Source organism: Mucilaginibacter sp. P2_D11, assembly GCF_056404435.1.
This window is the reverse complement of the sequence record NZ_JBFUEA010000005.1, coordinates 117,074-136,942: the sequence shown is the minus strand read 5'-3', so window position 1 is coordinate 136,942 and position 19,869 is coordinate 117,074. Positions and strand designations below refer to the sequence as shown.

The 19,869-nt window shown below is 46.0% G+C and carries 17 protein-coding genes; 4 read left to right on the top strand and 13 right to left on the bottom strand.

Annotated elements, in window-relative coordinates; genetic code table 11:
- Nucleotides 1-10: 10 nt before the first annotated feature.
- The 8 genes from AC1DXC_RS09185 to AC1DXC_RS09150 form a co-directional block, all read right to left on the bottom strand.
- Nucleotides 11-1,204 (bottom strand): molybdopterin molybdotransferase MoeA, encoded by a 1,194-nt coding sequence (locus tag AC1DXC_RS09185; protein WP_477458851.1) that lies wholly within the window; start codon nucleotides 1,202-1,204, stop codon nucleotides 11-13.
- 11 nt (nucleotides 1,205-1,215) lie between these two features.
- A complete protein-coding gene (gene moaA / locus AC1DXC_RS09180) occupies nucleotides 1,216-2,205 on the bottom strand; it encodes a GTP 3',8-cyclase MoaA (protein WP_477458850.1) in 990 nt (329 codons plus the stop codon).
- A gap of 220 nt (nucleotides 2,206-2,425) precedes the next feature.
- A complete protein-coding gene (locus tag AC1DXC_RS09175) occupies nucleotides 2,426-3,577 on the bottom strand; it encodes an aldose epimerase family protein (RefSeq protein ID WP_477458849.1) in 1,152 nt (383 codons plus the stop codon).
- A gap of 50 nt (nucleotides 3,578-3,627) precedes the next feature.
- Nucleotides 3,628-4,689: a glycoside hydrolase family 43 protein gene (locus AC1DXC_RS09170; RefSeq protein ID WP_477458848.1), complete on the bottom strand. Its 1,062-nt coding sequence runs from the start codon at nucleotides 4,687-4,689 to the stop codon at nucleotides 3,628-3,630.
- Between the two features lies 1 nt (nucleotide 4,690).
- Nucleotides 4,691-5,542, bottom strand: coding sequence for an HAD-IIA family hydrolase (locus tag AC1DXC_RS09165; protein ID WP_477458847.1), 852 nt, complete (start codon nucleotides 5,540-5,542; stop codon nucleotides 4,691-4,693).
- A gap of 297 nt (nucleotides 5,543-5,839) precedes the next feature.
- A complete protein-coding gene (locus tag AC1DXC_RS09160; protein ID WP_477458846.1) occupies nucleotides 5,840-6,877 on the bottom strand; it encodes an aminoglycoside phosphotransferase/kinase family protein in 1,038 nt (345 codons plus the stop codon).
- Between the two features lie 183 nt (nucleotides 6,878-7,060).
- Entirely contained in the window at nucleotides 7,061-7,375 is a 315-nt protein-coding gene (locus AC1DXC_RS09155) for a GxxExxY protein (RefSeq protein ID WP_477458845.1), read from the bottom strand.
- A 63-nt stretch (nucleotides 7,376-7,438) separates the two neighbouring features.
- Nucleotides 7,439-8,797 (bottom strand): glutamine synthetase family protein, encoded by a 1,359-nt coding sequence (locus tag AC1DXC_RS09150; protein WP_477458844.1) that lies wholly within the window; start codon nucleotides 8,795-8,797, stop codon nucleotides 7,439-7,441.
- A gap of 167 nt (nucleotides 8,798-8,964) precedes the next feature.
- Here AC1DXC_RS09150 and AC1DXC_RS09145 point away from each other — a divergent pair, with 167 nt between their 5' ends.
- Nucleotides 8,965-9,378 carry a gamma-glutamylcyclotransferase family protein gene (locus AC1DXC_RS09145; RefSeq protein ID WP_477458843.1) on the top strand — a complete coding sequence of 138 codons (414 nt, stop codon included), beginning with the start codon at nucleotides 8,965-8,967 and terminating at the stop codon, nucleotides 9,376-9,378.
- 36 nt (nucleotides 9,379-9,414) lie between these two features.
- Here AC1DXC_RS09145 and AC1DXC_RS09140 read toward each other — a convergent pair whose 3' ends face one another.
- Nucleotides 9,415-10,425, bottom strand: coding sequence for a glutamine synthetase beta-grasp domain-containing protein (locus AC1DXC_RS09140; RefSeq protein ID WP_477458842.1), 1,011 nt, complete (start codon nucleotides 10,423-10,425; stop codon nucleotides 9,415-9,417).
- A gap of 286 nt (nucleotides 10,426-10,711) precedes the next feature.
- Entirely contained in the window at nucleotides 10,712-11,233 is a 522-nt protein-coding gene (locus AC1DXC_RS09135; protein WP_477458841.1) for a hypothetical protein, read from the bottom strand.
- A gap of 275 nt (nucleotides 11,234-11,508) precedes the next feature.
- Here AC1DXC_RS09135 and AC1DXC_RS09130 point away from each other — a divergent pair, with 275 nt between their 5' ends.
- The gene (locus AC1DXC_RS09130; RefSeq protein ID WP_477459079.1) at nucleotides 11,509-13,017 is read left to right on the top strand and encodes a malate:quinone oxidoreductase; all 1,509 of its coding nucleotides are present in this window, start codon (nucleotides 11,509-11,511) and stop codon (nucleotides 13,015-13,017) included.
- 32 nt (nucleotides 13,018-13,049) lie between these two features.
- Here AC1DXC_RS09130 and AC1DXC_RS09125 read toward each other — a convergent pair whose 3' ends face one another.
- The 3 genes from AC1DXC_RS09125 to AC1DXC_RS09115 all read right to left on the bottom strand — a co-directional run bounded on the left by AC1DXC_RS09125 (nucleotide 13,050) and on the right by AC1DXC_RS09115 (nucleotide 17,674).
- Entirely contained in the window at nucleotides 13,050-14,012 is a 963-nt protein-coding gene (locus tag AC1DXC_RS09125; protein WP_477458840.1) for a TonB family protein, read from the bottom strand.
- Nucleotides 14,005-14,949 carry a TonB family protein gene (locus AC1DXC_RS09120; RefSeq protein WP_477458839.1) on the bottom strand — a complete coding sequence of 315 codons (945 nt, stop codon included), beginning with the start codon at nucleotides 14,947-14,949 and terminating at the stop codon, nucleotides 14,005-14,007. Before AC1DXC_RS09120 ends, AC1DXC_RS09125 begins: the two co-directional genes overlap by 8 nt.
- Nucleotides 14,950-15,070: 121 nt before the next feature.
- The gene (locus AC1DXC_RS09115) at nucleotides 15,071-17,674 is read right to left on the bottom strand and encodes a M1 family metallopeptidase (RefSeq protein WP_477458838.1); all 2,604 of its coding nucleotides are present in this window, start codon (nucleotides 17,672-17,674) and stop codon (nucleotides 15,071-15,073) included.
- 159 nt (nucleotides 17,675-17,833) lie between these two features.
- On the opposite strand from AC1DXC_RS09115, the gene AC1DXC_RS09110 reads away from it, so the two are divergent.
- Together AC1DXC_RS09110 and AC1DXC_RS09105 are read left to right on the top strand one after the other, a co-directional pair.
- Nucleotides 17,834-18,784: a glycosyltransferase family 2 protein gene (locus tag AC1DXC_RS09110; RefSeq protein ID WP_477458837.1), complete on the top strand. Its 951-nt coding sequence runs from the start codon at nucleotides 17,834-17,836 to the stop codon at nucleotides 18,782-18,784.
- Nucleotides 18,785-18,895: 111 nt separating this feature from the next.
- Nucleotides 18,896-19,864: a glycosyltransferase family 2 protein gene (locus AC1DXC_RS09105; RefSeq protein WP_477458836.1), complete on the top strand. Its 969-nt coding sequence runs from the start codon at nucleotides 18,896-18,898 to the stop codon at nucleotides 19,862-19,864.
- Nucleotides 19,865-19,869 lie beyond the last annotated feature (5 nt).

Here is a 19,869-nt window from a genome sequence, read left to right as displayed (position 1 = left end):
ACAGATAGAATTAAAATCTCCAAACTCGAAAAATTTCTCCCTTTTTAAATTCATTTTTCTCCAGGGGTAGTTCTATGAAAGCATCCGTATCGGCTAAGTTAGCGAAATCGCCCGAGCCATTGCCCTCAACGGGCGTTGCAATCAGCTGTGCGTTTTGGTTAAAGTTAAGCTTTACCTGCAAAAAGTATTGCAATTGCGGTGTAAAGTTAAATTCCCGCCCCAGCGCTGCATAAATAGGCGGAGTAGGCGGTAAACCCAGCGTTGCGTTGAGCCACAGCAGGAAATAACGATGCAGGCACATAAACGTGGCCACCGGGTTGCCCGGGAAAGCAAATACAAGCACGCCGCTTTGATGCCTGCCGAACCAAAAAGGCTTGCCGGGCCGCTGAGATACCTTGTGGAATAATTTTCCAACCCGCAATTCGTCCAGTGCTTTCGGCACATAATCAAACTTGCCCATGCTTACGCCGCCGCTCAGCAGTATTACGTCGTAATTTTCCAGGCTGTGCGCCAATTGTTGCCGGGTTATTTCGGGATCATCGGGAATGTGCAATATATCCGCTTGTATGGCATGGTTTGCCAATACTGCCTTTACTGTATAGTTATTGGAGCGGCGTATTTGGTAGGCTGTTGGCGTGTCGGCGACATCAACCAGCTCATCGCCAGAAGAAATAATAACTACCCGCGGGAGTTTCTTTACCTGTAAATGGGCTGCACCTACCGAAGCAGCCACGCTGATAATTGCAGGGGTAACTTTTTGGCCTGCTATGGCAACTATCTCTCCCTCCTGCTTGTCCCGGCCCTTAAGGTGGACGTTCTGTCCTTTTTTTATGGTATCTACTGTAATAGCGGCCAGCCTGTTACGTATCTCGACGCTTTCATAAGGTATAACCGTATCTACCGAGGGATGCAATGCTGCGCCCGTCATTATTTCGATGCAAAGGCCCCTGTCTTCTATACCTAATGGCTCGTCGCCGGCGGCCTGGGTTGCTTTTATATGGAAGGTATTAATACCCTCTTCTATAGCCTGATGATTAATCGCGATGCCATCCATGGTGGCGCGGTTGAATGGCGGCAAATCGCGGTCGGCTTTTAAATCGGAGGCCAATACACGGCCAAGTGCTTGCTCGAAGGGTACCGTTTCAGTACCGTAGTCTTTCGTTTGCGCCAGTACGAGTTCTTCTGCCTGTTGTACCGTGGTCATCTGCTTATTTTTTAGCCGCCGATGGTAGCCATGGATTCATGGAAATCGGGGTTATCCTTGCGTTTTTGCTCGGCAATCCAACCGTCTTTCTCGCGATGATTAAAGGCTGAATATAAGGCATCTACTATGGTTGTATTGCTTTTGCCCTCGCGCATCAGGTCTTTGATATTCAGTACGCCATCGTCGTAAAGGCAATTTTTTAAAGTACCCTGCGGCGTTATCCTGACGCGGTTGCAGGTGCCGCAAAAAGTACGCGAATAAGCTGCGATGATGCCAAGGCTACCCAAGTGCCCCGGGATTTGATAATTAGCAGCTGTGGCATATAATGGATCTGGAGCTTTCTGGATATCGGGGTAAACGTGGCGTATCTCATCGAATATCCGCACGTAGTCCCACAGTACGCCGCTGTAGCCATGCCCATCGCCGTTAAAGGGCATTTCTTCGATAAAGCGGACACTCACCGGCAGATCTTTGGTTAATTGCACCAGCGGGATGATATCCTGCGTATTGCGGCCGGCCATTACGACAGTGTTTATCTTTACTTCTATATCGTGTTTCAGCAATTCATCTAAAGTTTGCATCACGTTGGCAAATTCATCGCGGCGGGTGATGGCGAAAAACCTGCCTGCATCTAAAGTATCCAGGCTCAGGTTTACCGAGCGTATCCCTATGCCTTTCAAAGCCGGAACGTGTTGAGCGGTTAACACGCCGTTAGTAGTTATGCTGAGTTCCTTTAGTCCGGTAAGTTTGGAGAGCGCCGTAAGCAGTTGCATGATATCCTTGCGCACGAAGGGTTCGCCCCCGGTGATGCGTATCTTTTCGATGCCCATCTGTACCAGTAATTCGCAGGCGCGCAGCATTTCTTCATACGTCATCAGTTCGGCGCGGCTAAGCCATTCAAGGCCTTCCTCCGGCATGCAATAAAAGCAGCGCAAGTTGCACTTGTCGGTTACCGCCAGGCGTAGGTAACTAATTCTTCTTCCGTGATTATCTAATAGCAAATGCGTAAGTAATAGATATGAATTTAATAAACACGAATTTCACTAATTGAGACCAATTACACGAATTTAATTAACACGATTACACTAGTTTGAGAAACATGAATTTTACAAACTATAAAAAAAGCGAATTTCATGAATTTCGAAAACATAACTGCTTTTCAAAATCCGTGAAATTCGCCTAAAATCGAGAAAATTCGTGTCTATTAAATCCCTGCTTATTTTATTTCACCGAAAATTTATAAATAGTTACAGTTTTGTAAACCGCGCCAGGTTTCAATACCGTAGTTGGGAAGCTTGGCTGATTAGGCGAATCGGGGAAGTGTTGTGTTTCCATCGCAAAGGCCGTGCGGTGGGCATCGGGTGTGCCGCCTTTCAGGCTGTTGCTGCCATTCATAAAGTTGCCGGTGTAAAACTGCATGCCGGGCTCCTCGGTAAATACCTCCATCTTAATGCCGCTTTTATCGCCTACAACAGTTGCGATGGGCGTACTGATGTCGTGCTTGTTTAGTACGAAGTTATGGTCGTAGCCTTTGCCGTCTTTCAGCTGGATGTTGTCCTGCTCTATCCTTTCGCCAATTGCGGTAGCCGTGGTGAAATCGAACGGAGTGCCTTTAACAGGCTCTATTTTACCGGTTGGTATCAGCGTGCTATCTACCGGGGTGTAATTATCGGCATCAATCTGTACCAAATGGTTCAACGCGGTACCGCTTCCTTGCCCGTTCAGGTTAAAGTAAGCGTGGTTGGTAAGGTTTACTACGGTGGCTTTGTCGGTGGTGGCCTCGTAGTTTATTTTCAGCGCGTTATCGTCGGTAAGGGTGTAAATTACCTTTACGTTTAAGTTGCCAGGGAAACCCTCTTCCATATCCTTAGAAAGGTAGGTAAACTCCACCGTAGCGCTATCTATCTGTTTGGCAGCCCACACCATGGCATCGAAGCCTTTTTTGCCGCCATGCAGCGTGTTTGGCCCGTTGTTGGTAAACAATTTGTATTCTTTGCCATCCAGCGAGAATTTGCCATTTGCCAGGCGATTGCCATAGCGGCCAATGATAGCGCCATAGTACGCTGTAGAGGCGCGTTGGAAACCCTCCAGGTCGTCGAAACCTAAAACCACATCGGTTAGTTTACCGTCTTTATCCGGCACCAGCAGGCTTATTAAATGGGCGCCGTAATTGGTAAGCGCGGCTTCTGCGCCTTTTTTGTTCTTGAGAATAAATAATTCGGTTTTCTTCCCGTCGATCGTCCTTTGGAACGCAGATGCTTCTGGTAATTTAACGGCGTGTGCTGTAGATGTGGTGTCGGCCATGGTGTTGCTTTTTGGGGCAGATTGGTTACAGGCGGCTAAGATAGCACTGCCGGCAATTGCTAGTGCCAAAATTGGTTTTTTTAAGGTGTTTTGCATAATTTTTATAAAAATTGGTCGGTTTATTTTTTTTGCGATGGTGCGGCCATCGGTATGCCGGTCCGTTCGGGTATGCCGAAGTTCGGCGTGCCATCTGCGTTCCAGCTGAATTTCTGCATGCGTGGCGAACGGAAGCCACCGCAGCCCTGCCCCGGCATGGCGTTTGCGTGGTAAATGATCCAGTCCTCTTTACCGTCCGGCGACTTGAAGAATGAATTATGCCCCGGCGCATACACCCCGTTCGCTTCCGATTTTTTGAAAACAGGCTGCGCCGATTTCGTCCAGGATTTCGGGTCGAGCAAATCCGCGTCGGCCGATGCAGTTAGCATGCCAAGCGCGTAAAAATCAGTCCAGCAACCGCTTGCCGAATATATCAGGAACAGCTTTTTGCCATGCGCTAATATCTCAGGGCCTTCGTTCACGTTTACATGCGCAGGGTTCGCGGCATCGTGCAAATCGCCATTCTTTTCCCAATCGTAAAGCGGGCTGGATATCTTAACCCGTTTGCCCGTAACGGTATAAGGGTTCTTCGGCCTTGCGATATAGATATCCTGCTGGCCGTTTTCGTCGCCTTCCCAACCCGCCCAAATCAAATATAGTTTGCCCTTATGTTCGAATACAGAGCCATCTATGGCCCATTTATCGCTGTCGTCGCTCAGTTTGCCTTTGAATACCCATGTGCCTTTCAATGGATCGGGCGAGGAGTTTTCGAGTACGTACAGGCGGTGATGATTATTGTTACCATCGTCGGCGGCGTAATAAAGGTACCACTTATGGTTTATGTAATGCAATTCGGGTGCCCAAAGTTCTTTTGAATATGCTGTGTTGGGCTCGGGTACCCAAACGGTTTTCTTTTCGGCTTTTGCCAGTTCGCCCAGGTTTTTGGTTTTCCATATCACCAAAGTGTTTTGGGTAGAATTGGTGTAATAGTAGTATTCGCCCTGGTAAATTACCCATGGGTCGGCGCCCGATGGCAGCAAAGGATTGGTAAAAGTGCCCGCTGGCTGGCTTTGGGCAAACATAGCCTGCCTCGCCGTTAAGGCAAAAAACAATGCAAAAAGTAACTTTATCCAGTTTGTTCTCATACTATCTTATCACGGCCGAATCGCAAATGTAGGTGGGTACTATGCCTGTGGATGTCATTCGGGTTTGCGCATCAGCAGCCAGTGTATTGCCCGATAGTACCAAAACCGTATCCAACCCAAATTTATTCCCCCCTAAAATATCGGTCTGCAGGGTGTCTCCTACCATCACGATTTCTTTTTTGCTGATGGGGCGGTACTCGCGTATCAAATCATAAGCAAACATGAACATCTGCGAATCGGGCTTGCCGAAACGGATGAATTTTTTGCCTACTATGGTCTCTACCATTGCCGCAATACCGCCTATTGCCACTGCAATTTCGTTTACGTTTACCGGATAGGCAAAATCGGTATTGGCCACAATGGCCGGTATGGTGCGCCTGCGCAGCAGGTTTACGGTCTTGTTTAAATCGTTGCACCAGTCAAAGCCTTCATCATCCAAAAATACCAATGCGTTCACTTTATCGAAGTTCTCGGCAGTTATCTGGCTCACAGGCAGCGTATGCAGGCCCTCGCTTTCGATATAATGCGCCGAATCATCGGTACCTAAATAGGCTACAATACCTTCATCAACTTTCAAATCGAGGAACTCTTTAGTAAGCATACCTGATGAAATGATCCTATCCGCCGTAATGGCGTGCAGCCCCTTTTTATGATACGATTCGGCCAATTGGACCGGACTGCGCGACGCATCGTTGGTAACGATGTAATACTCCTTGCCGCTTTCTTCCAGGTAATCAAAAGTACGCCCGATGCCTGGCACCAAGCCACCATAGTTTTTGATAACGCCGAACGCATCGAAAAACACCACTTCGTAATTGTCTATTATCTCACGGAAATCCTCGATACGCCTCATTATAATCGGTTGTAAATGTTAAAAGAAAGTTGTGAAAATCGGTAGCATAAATCAAAAGTTGAGAGCCGTTGGAGAAAAATTGAGAGGCGTTGAGGAAAGTTGTCAGAAGTTGGAAAGGTCAAAGAAGTTAAAAACGTTAAAAAGGGTTTAACCCTTCGGGGTTTGGTAAGCGGACATGGCTCATTGCACGTTAGCTTGCCAAACCACTTCTCGTCTTTAACTTCTGCAATAATTCCCTAAGTTCTCCAACCTTTTTAACTTTTCTAATCCTTCTAACATTTTTTAACTGTCCCTCACCTACTTCAGCTTTAAAGCTTCTATTATTTTCTCTGCATCAAAATCGCGGTCTACCGATGGCAGGTAAACATCAAAAGCTTCTGCCTGCAGTTTTTTTGCGTATTGATCATTAAAAAAGTGTTTGCCGTCTTTTATCACATAATTAAGGATGAAGAAACGGTAAGCCTCCTTCATGAACCTGATCTCGTCGGCCGTTAGCGGATAAACTTTGTGGTACTCTTTTAAAAACGTGATAAACCTGTCTTCCATCATAGGCCCTATCACGTAGCTGAATACCGTACGGTCGCCTACATCAGATACCACCCTGCTGAAGAAATAAAAATCCAACACACGGTAGCTCATCCTGAACCAGTCGTAATCCCAGCGTGAATATAAGTCATAATTCGGGGCGACCGAAAAGTTTCCGATATTCCAGTCGATAAAAACGGGGATGATATCGAACGACTGCATGTTGTACTTAGAACGATTACGCAGGAACAAATCGCAATGATATTTCAAAAAGTCTACCTGCATGGCGGAGCCGAAATCGCGTTCGTTCTTTTCCAATTGCTGCTGCAGCGAATAGATATCAGTGCGCAGCGTTTTTGATGATTTTGGCAAAACGTTCTTTACCCTGCAGCAGGCCTTGTGGAATTTGCCTAATTGTTGGCCAAGTTTTTTGATCAGGTTATCGTCCAGCCGCTTAGGCAACCTGTTCAGGATGCGCGTTGGATTGTAAAATACCACCCAGGCATCGGTTTTGCCCTGCTTATAGTGGTAGATATACACGCGGTTGTTTTTCAGCAAGGATTTAGCCAGCAAATTCTCGAAAGGATATAACAGGTTGTTGCTCAGCGCATGGATGATTCGATGGTCTTCCTTAAAATGCTCGAATTTGCCGAATAACGATAATTTGGCGATGATGATATCCTCGTCATCGAAAGTAACACGGAAAACATGATTGGTAGAAACCATCGCGCTGATATCCTCTACGCTTTTGATGGTTTTGGAGGCATCGTAGCCCTCCCACGCTTTTTTTATAATGATAGAAAAGTCCACAGTAACCGGGATTAAACAGATTTATACGATTTATTGGATTTCGATTGTCCTGACCTATTATCTATCAATTAACAATTAAAATCAGGTAAAATTGGTGGGCAAATATAGTTATAGTTTAAACTTTTTATTGAGGAGCCTTTTAAATGTTAATGACTTGCTACCAAAATTTATCAATAAACCAATTTAGGTATTATAAGCTTCCAGGTAGTTCAAAGCTTGTGCAATATGCACGTCTTCAAGTAAAACAACGGCCTTAACCTCCACCATAATTAAGTCACCGAMAAAAAAATCGACTCTTCTGGAACCAACTTTAACGTCGCGGTAATAGATTGGCATATCTTTCTCTTGCTCAAACGCCAAGCCTTCATAACTCATTTCGATAGCCAGGGAACGTTGATAAACGCTTTCGCGAAAGCCTGTGCCTAAAGTTGTATGAACCCTCATCGCACAGCCTATTATGCGTCGGGTAATTTCATCATGTATGAGTTGTTCCTGCATAGACATTAAATCATAATTAGGACAATCAAAATCTGTTAATCTGGAAAATCCGCTAAATCCCGGTTATATCACCTCAAAATATCTCTTCAATTCCCAATCACTCACGCTTTTGGCGTATTGCCTGTGCTCCCATAGGCGAGTTTGGGTGAAGTGCTCTACAAAACCGGCACCGAAGAGTTCTTTGGCTATGGAGGAGTTTTGCATGGCGGTGGCAGCATCGAACAGGTTGGTATGCAGACTGCCGTTTCTTTTATCCTCATAGCCATTGCCTACTGTTGGGGCAATATCCAACTTTAATTTGTTTTTGATGCCATACAGGCCAGATGCCAGGGCAGCCGCTATAGCCAGGTATGGGTTGGTATCTGAACCGGGGATGCGGGTTTCCAGCCGGGTATAGCCTACGGAGGTATTGATAACGCGGAGCGCGGTGGTACGGTTATCTACCCCCCAGGTAATGGTGGTTGGTGCCCAGGCCCCTTCTACCAATCGCTTATAGCTGTTAATAGTTGGCGCATACATAGGCAGCAGGTGCGGCAAGCAATAAAGCTGACCCGCAAGGTATTGCTTATGCAATTCGCTCATTTTATTCTCATCGGTGCCGTCGTAAAACAGGTTTTCGCTTTGGTCGTCGCTCCAGAGGCTTTGGTGAATGTGGCCACTGCAACCGGGCAGGTTTTGGTTCCATTTGGCCATAAAGGTGGCGGTAATGCCATGCTTGCTGGCAATTTCTTTCACCGCCGTCTTAAATAAAACGGCCTTATCGGCTGCCTGCAAAGCTTCGCAATGCTCAATAGCCGCTTCGTAAACGCCGGGACCGGTTTCGGTATGCAGTCCCTCGATAGGGATATCGAACTGGGTGAGCAGGTTGAAAAGGTCGTAATAAAAGTCGCTATTTTGCGAGGTACGTAGTATAGAATAACCAAACATGCCCGGCGTTAAGGCCTCCATATTGGCAAAGCCCTTGTTTTGCAGGCTTTGCGGCATTTCTTTAAAGTTGAACCACTCAAACTCCTGGGCAAACTCGGCATGGTAGCCCATGGCCTTGCAGTCGGCAACGACGGTTTTTAGCAAGCTACGCGGGTCGGCCGGAACGGTGTTGCCATGCGGGCCGCTATAATCCGCCAAAAAGAAAGGGATATTATCCTGCCAGGGTATATTGCGCAAAGTGCCCAAATCTATATAACAAAGTTTATCGGGATAACCCGTGTGCCAGCCGGTAAGCTCAACGTTATCGTAGCAGGCATCGTTGCTATCCCAGCCGAAGACCACGTCGCAAAAGCCATAGCCGGTTTTTAAGCCATCGAGGAATTTCTTTACGCTGATAACCTTCCCGCGTAATACGCCGTCTACATCGGCAAAGGCGAATTTGATTTTGGTTATATTGTTTTCTTTGATGTAGGCTATTACCTGTTCCTGGTTCATGATGGCTTGGTATAAAAATGGCAATTTAAGCAAGATAAATATAATATGGCGGATGTTGCAAAGTAGCCGCCCACAGAATTTAGGGGATGCAAAGATAATACGATAAACCAATCAGCCATCGTATTATTTTGCTGTAACCGAATAGGGCAATTTTGCTACCTTTAAACATGCCAACCCACCTGTTGTTTGTTTACGGCACTTTGTTGCAAAAGGATAATCAATTTGGCGTTTATCTTAAAAAACACTGCGTTTTTTTGAGCGCCGGCAAAATAAAGGGGCGACTATACGATATAGGCGAATATCCCGGCCTATTGCTGGATCCCGACGGGTATTTTATCCATGGCAGCATTTACAGTATAGATGGCGAAGAAGTATTGCATGCCCTTGATACTTACGAAGGAGTTGGCCCCGATGAAGAGCAACCAAATTTATACCTGCGGATGAATTGCCCTATGGTTACAAATAACGGAGAGAGTGATGCCTGGGTGTATGTATATAACCTGCCGGTTGAGGGCTTACCGGAGATTCCCTCGGGCAATTACCTGGAATACGTAGGGCAAAAAAAATCCCCCGGTAGTTAAGCGGGGGATTATAAGATCAGTTAATAAAAAGGGGTATTATAATTTCGCTGATTTAACAGTTTTGATAATTACAGCAGCAACTTTGTATGGATCGGCAGCCGAGTTAGGGCGACGATCTTCCAGGTAACCACTCCAGTCGTGATCTACAGTGTAAAGCGGGATACGGATAGAAGCACCGCGGTCAGAAACACCGTAGCTGAAATCGGTAATAGAAGCAGTTTCGTGTTTGCCGGTTAAACGTAAGTGGTTATCAGCACCGTATACAGCAACGCACTCAGCAACAGCAGGACGGAAAGCTTCGCAAATAGCGGTGAAAGTTTCTTTACTGTTTGCAGTACGTAAAGTTGTGTTAGAGAAGTTAGCGTGCATACCAGAACCGTTCCAGTCTAAAGTACCTAACGGTTTGCAATGGTAGTTGATAGCAACACCGAATTTTTCGCCGATACGCTCTAATAGATAACGGGCAACCCAAATTTGGTCACCGGCTTCTTTAGCGCCTTTTGCAAATATCTGGAACTCCCACTGGCCTGCAGCAACCTCGGCGTTGATACCTTCAACGTTTAAGCCTGCTTCTAAACAAGCATCCAGGTGCTCTTCTACAATATCGCGACCGTAAGCGTTGTTAGCACCTACCGAGCAATAGTAAGGGCCTTGTGGGCCTGGGTAACCACCTGCCGGGAAACCAAGCGGTTTGTTAGTTGCAGGATCCCAAAGGAAGTACTCCTGCTCAAAGCCAAACCAAAAATCGTTATCATCATCCTGGATAAGCGCACGGCCGTTAGACTCATGAGCAACGCCTTTAGAATCCAATACTTCGCACATTACCAGGTACGCATCTTTGCGTTGCGGATCAGGGCATGTAAATACAGGTTTTAAAACGCAATCTGATGAACCACCTGGTGCCTGCTCGGTTGACGAACCGTCAAAGCTCCAGTTATCCAAATCTTCAACCTTACCGCTGAAAGATTTAACAATTTTAGTTTTGCTACGTAAGCTTTGTGTTGGTTTGTACCCATCTAGCCAGATGTACTCAAGTTTTGTTGCCATTTTTAATGAATTTTGTAATTTTAAGTTTAAATTATAGTTCTCGTTGAGCTTTTACTATTTTCTACAAGGCGAATTTAATTCATTTTTGTAAATATCATAGTGTTTTTTATAAAAATTATAAAAATTTACAATAAATAGCTTTATAAATTCATAAATCAATTAAATAACTATCAAATCTATAGTAATAGATAAGTAATTGGTCTAAAATAAAAAAAAGCGTCATAAGTTACTATGCGCGCATAATTAAAATGTTCCCTCGTGAGAACTGTTTGCCAGCAAAGGGCGGCTATTTACCCGAAACCACTCCCCAATAACAGCTGTTTCTAATCTTTTTCAGCAAAACGGTATCTGTTTTTAATTCGGTGGCGCTATTTTCTACTAAAAGATAAAGTTTTGCCGTGCTATTATCATAAATATAGGAAGTTACCCGATGCGGCGCGGGCATTTTGTCTATTACGTCAACCCGCAGCGCGTTGGTTGCCTTTGTTTGGTTTACATCCCTATCGGTAACTTGTAGAGTTTTTACATAGTTGATTACGAATTTGATATCTTTTTCAGATACTATTGCCTTTTTGTAATTCCCATCTGCTTTTACCGCAGCAATCAGGCATTTTACGCAAGGCTCGGCAATAGTAGCATTGCCGTAATTTTTGTCGGGATTGTTTACAACGCTGTCTTTTTTACCGTTGAGCGTAATTGAGGTTTTGCTTATTGTGTCTGATACCGGTTTGGGTTTGCTGTTATTGCTATTGCATGCTGCAAAAAGCGCTATCGCGAAAACGGATAATATTAAGATATGCCTGGCCATTGGTTTGTATGATTATAGTATATTATACAATTGGCAACCTGTTTTGTGTGGGTCAAAGCGAATACGAGCTCATCAAACAAATTTTAAAATATCTGTTTAAACCTTTTTATGACAGTTTTTTGGGCAAAATTTACTAAAATTGCCTGATTTATGGCGAACACCCCGCATTCCTGGCAAATGTCTCTTTCCTTGGCAACGGCGCGGTTTTTTCGTCATCTACAGGCATAAATTTTCATCTTTCAAATAAATAATTGAGTGTATCTTTAACACATTCAATACTAACAATGAGCAAGGGCAATACAGTTTCAGATTCAACGGTTGATGTAGTTTTGATTGGCGCAGGTATTATGAGCGCTACACTTGGGGTAATGCTGAAAGAACTGCAGCCCGATTTGTCGATAGAAATTTTCGAAAGGCTGGATACTATTGCTGCCGAAAGCTCGGATGCCATGAACAACGCAGGCACCGGCCACTCTGCCTTTTGCGAGCTCAATTACACCCCTCAGAAGAAAGACGGTAGCGTATCTGCCGAGAAAGCCGTGCAGATTGCCGAGCAATTTGAAATAACCAAAGAGTTTTGGGCGCACCTGGTAGATAAGAAATTCGTGGGTAAACCGCAGGATTTCATCAGTAAAACGCCGCATATAAGTTTCGTATGGGGTGCCGATAATGTGGATTATCTAAGGAAACGTTTTGACGCGATGGCGAAGCATCACTTTTTTAAAGATATGCTTTACTCGGAAAGCCACGCAGAACTAAAAAAATGGATGCCGCTGGTTGTGGAAGGCCGCGATACCGAACAAAAAATCGCAGGTACTTATATGGATATAGGTACCGACGTAAATTTCGGTGCTCTTACCCGTACATTGTTTAGTTGGCTGGAGCAGCAACCCAACGTAAACCTGACCCTTAACCACGATGTAGACGATATCAAACGCAATAAGGACAATACCTGGCGCATTAAAGTTACCAACAAAGCCAATGGCCAAAAGCGCAGGCTGAACGCCAAATTCGTATTCGTGGGTGCGGGTGGCGGCGCTTTGCCCCTGCTGCAGAAATCAGGAATTGCCGAAAGCAAGGGCTTTGGCGGCTTCCCCGTAAGCGGGCAATGGCTGGTGTGTAATAACCCCGCCGTAGTAGCAAAACATAATTCTAAGGTTTATGGCAAGGCATCAGTAGGTGCGCCGCCCATGAGCGTACCACATTTGGATACGCGTATGATCGGGGGCAAAAAAGCCTTGCTTTTTGGGCCTTACGCAGGTTTTTCTACACGCTTCCTCAAGAAAGGCTCGTTGTTCGATTTGTTCGGTTCTATAAAACTCAATAACTTATTGCCACTGCTGGCCGTTGGCCGCGATAACTGGGATTTGACAAAATACCTCATCGGACAGGTATTGCAATCGCCTACCGACCGCCTCAATGCGCTTAAAGAGTACTTCCCCGAGGCCGATGCGAAGGACTGGGAACTTGAAGTAGCCGGGCAACGCGTACAGGTAATAAAAAAAGATGCCAAGAAAACAGGCGTGCTGCAATTCGGCACCGAAGTGGTTACTGCGGCAGACGGCAGTATATCTGCCCTCTTGGGCGCTTCGCCGGGTGCTTCTACATCGGTACCCATTATGGTGGAGCTGATAGAGCGTTGCTTTAAAGATAAGGTGAAAACCCCCGAGTGGCAGGCCAAGCTGAAGCAGATGATACCCTCCTACGGGCAATCGCTTACTAACGACGAAGCATTGGCTGATGCTACCCGCGCACGCACTAGCAAGTTGTTGGGGTTGGCGTAATTTCCTACAGGCGTCGCTACGATCGCGTATAACTATCTTTCTGTTGAGAGCGAAAAAGCTACAGGGACTGAAAATTGCACACGCACTGGCTTCCCTTTTTGCATGCCGGGCAACCACGGCGGCGATGCTTTTATTGCCCTGATGGCTTCCTCATCTATACCAGAACCAACGCCCCGTATAACCTTGATATTGGTTAGCGTGCCATCTTTTTCTACAACAAAGGTGAGTATTACGCGGCCCTGCACATTATTTTTATATGCAGAGGCAGGGTATCGGATGGTTCGTCCTAAAAACTTCCCAAACGCCACATCGCCGCCGGGAAATTGGGGTTGCACATCTACGGCCTGGAATACTTGCGGCATGGCATTATCGAAATCGATACCTGAGATAAACTTGCCGTTCTGGTACACCGTTTTTTCTGTTTTGCCCTCGTACATGTAGCCCCGCCATTCGCCATCCTCCCGCCCGTCTTTAACTGGCCCCCGCGCTATATACTCGAAATCGGCGTTGGTTTTTATCCAGGTACCGTTACCCTCTTCGGCTAATACCTTGCCGGTAGAGTCTGCACATTGCTTCAGGTATGGGCCGTTGGCCGCATAATCTACTACCGAATATAGTTTTCCATTGGGGAAATAGCTGAGGCACTCGCCGGTAAGGTTGCCGTTATCATAAGTGCGTATGTATTTACGGTGGCCGTTATGAAAGTATTCGATATACGCGCCCTGCAAGCCATTCTCTATAAACGGCGAGTTGATATACGTATGGGCGATAGCTTTTCGTTTACCATCTTTAAATACATCGTTCACGGTAATGAGCCCTTTATCTATAGTGCTATCCGGCGGCAATAAGACTCTCACGAAATCGGCGGCATCCTTGCTTTCGGCCATCTTGCCGTTATTGTACATATAATACGCTGCAGTATCCTTTTTCTGGGATTTTGCAGCCGTGGCTATGCACAGGCAAAAACATAAGGTGATTAAAGTTCTGTTATTCATTGGATAGTGAAAACGCTACGGGCATAGAAAACCGAACGCGTACCGGCAAACCATTTCTTAATCCGGGTTTCCAGACGGGGCAGTTGCTCATAGCACGCAGCGCTTCTTTACTCAAACTTTCGTCCGGCGAACTCAATACCCGTAACTCAGATAAGCTACCATTTTGTTCGACATAAAAGGTGATAATTACCCGACCGGTAATGTGATGCTCCCGAGCATACCCTGGATATGTTACAGCCCTCGACAGATATCTGCCAAAACCCACGTCACCTCCCGGGAAACTTGGTTGCTGATCGGTAAGAATTTGACCACTGCTGTTACGTTTAGTGCCCGGTAATTCAACTCCGTTTTTATATTCTGCGTGATAAGTAGCCGTATCGCCTGCATATTTTAGCAACCAGGTACCATCTTCTTTACCGTTAACAACAGAACCGGTCCACGTTTCCTCGCCATTGCCCTCCCCTTGTTTTATCCAGTTGCCATTGCCGTTATCTGTCATTATTTTCCCTGTGCTGTCTATAAATGTCTTTAAATAAATTCCGGTGTTATCGTGAATAACGATATTATGCACTTGGCCATTAGAGTAAAAGGTTGTATCGTCACCAACCAGTTTACCGCTATCGTATTTTCGGACAACCATTTTATTACCCGTCTTAAAATACTCCGTGTACATGCCCTGCGCCCCGCTTTCAAAATTCATATCGTCGCTGAGCGACCTCGCCAATAAACGGGGCTTTCCATCAGGGTAATAATCCTGAATCTCAAACATTCCCGAGTCTTTTTTTATAATTAGTCTTAAAAATTGCGCGTCATTTGGTCCATGAGCCATGTCATACTTATTGAGCATATAATATGCAACCGAATCATGCTTTATTTGGGCTATAACTGAACTGCTAATGAATAAGCCGAACAAGAGTGTTAAAAATGGTTTAGTCATGTAACGAGGTTGGTTTATTGAGTACTAATATAACAAATGTATACTGATTTTAAAATCAACCAAAATGCAAACGGCCCCGTAACATTGCCGGGGCCGTTTGCATTTTATAAAAGACTATTGCCTATTTAAAATCGTCGTTAGTAAGCCCGCTGTTTACTGTAGCACCGGTTACTTTAAACTCGGTGGCTACACCACCAACAGCGGTTTTTTCGGTGTATGGTATTTTTACGCCGGTTACGATGGTTTGGTAATTACTGTACACCGATGGGGCGCTGCCGGCTCCATCATTAATGCGTTTGATTTTAAAGCCGGTTTTAGGGTCGTAATACTGCCGCGAGCGCGTGCCTTCGGGGTTGGTTACCGTAATGAGGTAAGTAAGCTGCCCATCTACCACCTGCATTGTTGGTGCCAGTTCCAGTTTGTAACCCGCTTTATCATAATCCAATTCGGGGAATATACGGTAACGGTTACGGATTTTGGGATTTTCTTCTTTGCTCACCACAGCAGTATTATTGAACTGTTTCAGCCTCACGCTATCGCCATTGACTACAATATTTGATAGCACGAAGTTATTGTACGATGGCGCAATGATATTCAGATTGAGTTTATCAGGCGATTTGTATTTAACAATCATCTTGATATCCACGCCCTGAAACACCCCGTCTGATTTTACCGTCAAATCGGTGATATCTTTCAGTTTGCCCGCGCCACCAACTGCGCTGATGTAAGCATCAATAACGTCTTTGGCGGTAACACCTTTGGCGACTAGTTTGCCGCTCAGCGCGTTATTATCCGGGTTCACGTCAGGCAATACATGGTCAGGGTCAAGGATAACATAAGAAATCTTCGAGGTAGATTTGTATGGGAATGTCCAGGTGCCGCCGCGTTGCCAAATTTCGGCAGGCAGTTTTATAGTGCCGCTTTTGCCGTTCTCTTCCATAATAAAAGCGGTTACCGGCATTGCCATTTCGCCCAGGTTCTCTATGGTTATCAACGAGCCTTTCGCAGCATCATTATCTGTATAGTCTATTCCTTTCACCGCCTGGTCAAGCTTCCAGGTTTGCAGGAACCACTCGTTCCAAAACCAGCTTAGGTCCTCTCCTGCCGCGTTATCCATGCTGTGGAAGAAATCCCATGGTGTAGGGTGCTTAAAAGCCCAGCGTTTGATGTAGGTTTTGAATGCATAATCGAAACGTTCTTCGCCAAGTATCTGCTCGCGCAGTATCATTAGCCCTTGTGCGGGTTTCTCGTACGCGGCGTTGCCCAGGTAATCGCCCTGTATTACATCCGGGGTGTTCATTATGGCATCGGCATTATCGCTGAACACGTAAGCTGCGCCGCCTTGCACGTCGTCTTTGGTATAATACTCGCCTTTGTTGAATACTTTGGTATCCACTTTATTGATAAAGGTATTGAAGCCTTCGTCCATCCAGGCGTACTTGCGCTCGTTAGAGCCTACAATCATAGGGAACCAGTTGTGGCCGAACTCGTGGTTGGTAACATCCCAAAGACCGCCGCCCTGGCTTTCATGACTGCAAAACACGATGCCTGGGTACTCCATGCCGCTTACCGGGCCGCCTACGTTGGTAGCAACGGGGTAAGTATATTCGAACCATTTGCCTGAGTAGAGCTCAATGGATGCCTTAACATATTCGGTAGAACGCCCATAAGCGCCCACGCCGCCACTGGCAATTGGATACACTGACTGTGCAAGGGCTTTTTTGCCGTTAGACAGGTTGATGCGCGCAGCATCCCACACAAATGCCTTCGATGCCGCCCAGGCCACATCGCGCGAGTTTTTGCAAAAGAAATGCCAGGTAAGCGATGGCTTTTTAACATAGGCGTTGCCTGCCAAAACCTCGGCCGAATCTTTTATCATTACGGTTTTATCGCTTGCCTTGGCTTGCGCAAGCCGTTTTAAGGCGGTTGGGGTGAGCACTTCGGTTGGGTTAAGCAACTCGCCCGATCCTACCAGCACCAGGCTGGCCGGTGCAGTAATGGTATAATCGAAGTTGCCGTACTCCAGGTAAAACTCCGATGAGCCTAAGTAAGGGATGGTGTTCCAGCCGCTGATATCGTCGTAAACCTCCATGCGGGGATACCATTGGGCAATATCATATATCCAGCCCTGCGGGGTCTTCAGGCGGCCAGTACGGTCGGTACCGTACTCGGATATATCATAAGCGTAATCGATTTTTATCTGCAGTTTGGCACCGTTTGCCTTAAGGCTGTCTTTAAGGCGTATTTGCATACGGGTGTCGTTTATGATATAATTGGCTTTTTCGCTTTTGTTGTTGCTGCTGAGCGTTACAGCCTTTATTTCATAGCCTTTGGTAAAGCCGGTATTAGCAAAGCGCCCGCCGCCCACAGCCGACGTTGCCTGCCCGCGCGAATCTTCGCGGTAGATGTTCTGATCTGTTTGCAGCCACAAAAAGTTGAGGCCATCGGGGCTGTTATTGGTATAAGTAATGGTTACGCTACCTGTGAGGCGGTGCTTTAGGGTATCAAGGGTTACGTCAATCTTGTAGTCGGCGCGGTTTTGCCAGTACTTTGCGCCCGGCGCGCCCGAGGCCGAGCGGAATAGGTTGCCCCTATCCGGGTAAAACAAGGGGCTGAATACCTTGTGCTGATCGTACTTGGGTGCGGGTTTATCGGTGTTTTGCGCTTTTGCGCCTATAGCGCAAAGCATCAGGAGCAGGCCGAGGGCCTTTTGATAACTTTTCATTTTTTAAGCAGTATGATTTAAAGGCTAATATATTGTTTTTTAACAAGCGGGCACGCTATTATGTAAAGATGGCGTTAAACCCATGCCTATTTTTTATATTTTTGCAGTAATGCAGTTATGCCGCCAACAGGCATAACTGCTTTTTTCTTTCCCTAATAAATGGATATATCAGTTGTAGTACCGCTGTACGATGAAGTGGAATCGTTGCCCGAGCTTACCTCTTGGATAAGCAAGGTAATGGCCGAGAACCGCTATTCGTACGAGATAATTTTAGTTGACGACGGCAGCAGAGATGGGTCGTGGGAGATGATCTTGAAGCTGAAGGAGGGCAACCCGCATATTCGGGGCATCAAATTCAGGCGCAATTACGGCAAATCGGCTGCATTGAATATGGGCTTCGAGGCCACAAAAGGCGATGTGGTAATTACCATGGATGCCGACTTACAGGACAGCCCCGACGAGATACCCGGCCTATACCGCCGCATCACCGACGATAAATACGACCTGGTATCGGGCTGGAAAGCCAAACGGTTCGATCCGCTAAGCAAAACCATACCCACCAAGCTTTTCAACGCGGCCACTCGCAAAATGAGCGGGATTGACAACCTGCACGATTTTAACTGTGGGCTTAAAGCTTACCGCAAGGCCGTAGTAAAAAATATAGAGGTGTACGGCGAAATGCATCGCTACATACCCGTGCTGGCCAAATGGGCAGGCTTCACCAAAATTGGGGAGCAGGTAGTAGAGCACCGGGCACGTAAATACGGCAAAACCAAATTTGGCATGAGCCGGTTCGTTAACGGTTTCCTGGATTTGTTATCGATATTCTTCGTGGGCAAATTCGGTAAGCGGCCTATGCACTTTTTCGGCATGATGGGTACGATAAGTTTTTTAACAGGTTTGTTTATTGCGATATGGATTATCAGCGAAAAGTTGTACCTGATAGCGCATAATCAACATTACCGCGACATTACAGACAACCCTCTGTTTTACCTTGCACTGGTAGCCATCATACTCGGTTCGCAACTGTTTTTAACAGGCTTTGTTGCCGAGTTGGTTTCGCGCAACGCGCCGGAACGCAATAAATATCAAATTGAGGACTCAATTTAGATATGAGATTTGAGATGTTAGATATGAGACAGGACATTACATCCGGCCTCTTCTCTATTACTTTTCGCTTCGGTCTCAAATCTCAAATCTAATATCTCATATCTAAGAAGAATGTTTTTCTCCATCATCATCCCTTTATATAACCGCCCGCAGGAGATCGACGAATTGCTCGGTACGCTTACCCTGCAAACGTATAAGGCGTTTGAGGTATTGGTTATTGAGGATGGATCTACCCAAAAGGCAGGGGAAATTGTAAAGAAATATGCCGGTACGTTGGATGTTCGATACTTCGAAAAAGCCAACGAGGGCCAGGGCTTTACGCGCAACTACGGCTTTGAACGGGCAAAGGGTGATTACTTTATCATTTTCGATTCGGATTGTTTGATACCTGCCAATTACCTGCAGATCGTAAACGATTCGTTGGCAGCCGACTGGCTGGATGCTTATGGCGGGCCCGACGGCGCGCATGAGTCGTTCACGCCCATCCAAAAGGCCATCAGCTACAGCATGACCTCCCCTTTCACCACCGGTGGCATCCGCGGCAACAAAAAAGGTATCGGGCAGTTCCATCCGCGCAGCTTCAATATGGGCATATCGCGAAAGGTGTGGGAAAACGCAGGCGGCTTTATCATCACCCGCCTGGGCGAAGATATCGAATACAGCATCCGCATACATTCTTTAGGCTATAAGATAGGCCTCATCCCCGAAGCCATTGTGTACCATAAGCGCCGTACCAGCTTCCTTAAATTTTATAAGCAGCTGCACTTTTTTGGCAGGGCCAGGATAAACGTATATAAGTTTTTCCCTGATCAGTTGAAGGCCGTGCACTTCTTCCCTGCAATATTCACGCTGGGCTTACTATTCACTATTATCGTCAACTTATTAAGCTGGCCAATAGCTATTTTTTGTAATATCATAGTCATGCTTATTATTTTGTTGATATTTTTTCACTCGTTGTGGCAAAACAAATCGGCAAAAATCGCATTTTTGAGCATTATTGCTGCCTTCACTCAACTGACTGCCTACGGGTTAGGGTTTATACAGGATTATTGGAAGCGGGTTGTGTTAAAAAGATCTTAAGAACG

What these genes read in the sequence shown, in the direction of transcription:
- AC1DXC_RS09185 (WP_477458851.1), bottom strand. Translation starts at nt 1,204, where the DNA reads ATGACCACGGTACAACAGGCAGAAGAACTCGTACTGGCGCAAACGAAA.
- AC1DXC_RS09170 (WP_477458848.1), bottom strand. Translation starts at nt 4,689, where the DNA reads ATGAGAACAAACTGGATAAAGTTACTTTTTGCATTGTTTTTTGCCTTA.
- AC1DXC_RS09165 (WP_477458847.1), bottom strand. Translation starts at nt 5,542, where the DNA reads ATGAGGCGTATCGAGGATTTCCGTGAGATAATAGACAATTACGAAGTG.
- AC1DXC_RS09150 (WP_477458844.1), bottom strand. Translation starts at nt 8,797, where the DNA reads ATGAACCAGGAACAGGTAATAGCCTACATCAAAGAAAACAATATAACC.
- AC1DXC_RS09145 (WP_477458843.1), top strand. Translation starts at nt 8,965, where the DNA reads ATGCCAACCCACCTGTTGTTTGTTTACGGCACTTTGTTGCAAAAGGAT.
- AC1DXC_RS09140 (WP_477458842.1), bottom strand. Translation starts at nt 10,425, where the DNA reads ATGGCAACAAAACTTGAGTACATCTGGCTAGATGGGTACAAACCAACA.
- AC1DXC_RS09135 (WP_477458841.1), bottom strand. Translation starts at nt 11,233, where the DNA reads ATGGCCAGGCATATCTTAATATTATCCGTTTTCGCGATAGCGCTTTTT.
- AC1DXC_RS09125 (WP_477458840.1), bottom strand. Translation starts at nt 14,012, where the DNA reads ATGAATAACAGAACTTTAATCACCTTATGTTTTTGCCTGTGCATAGCC.
- AC1DXC_RS09120 (WP_477458839.1), bottom strand. Translation starts at nt 14,949, where the DNA reads ATGACTAAACCATTTTTAACACTCTTGTTCGGCTTATTCATTAGCAGT.
- AC1DXC_RS09115 (WP_477458838.1), bottom strand. Translation starts at nt 17,674, where the DNA reads ATGAAAAGTTATCAAAAGGCCCTCGGCCTGCTCCTGATGCTTTGCGCT.
- AC1DXC_RS09110 (WP_477458837.1), top strand. Translation starts at nt 17,834, where the DNA reads ATGGATATATCAGTTGTAGTACCGCTGTACGATGAAGTGGAATCGTTG.
- AC1DXC_RS09105 (WP_477458836.1), top strand. Translation starts at nt 18,896, where the DNA reads ATGTTTTTCTCCATCATCATCCCTTTATATAACCGCCCGCAGGAGATC.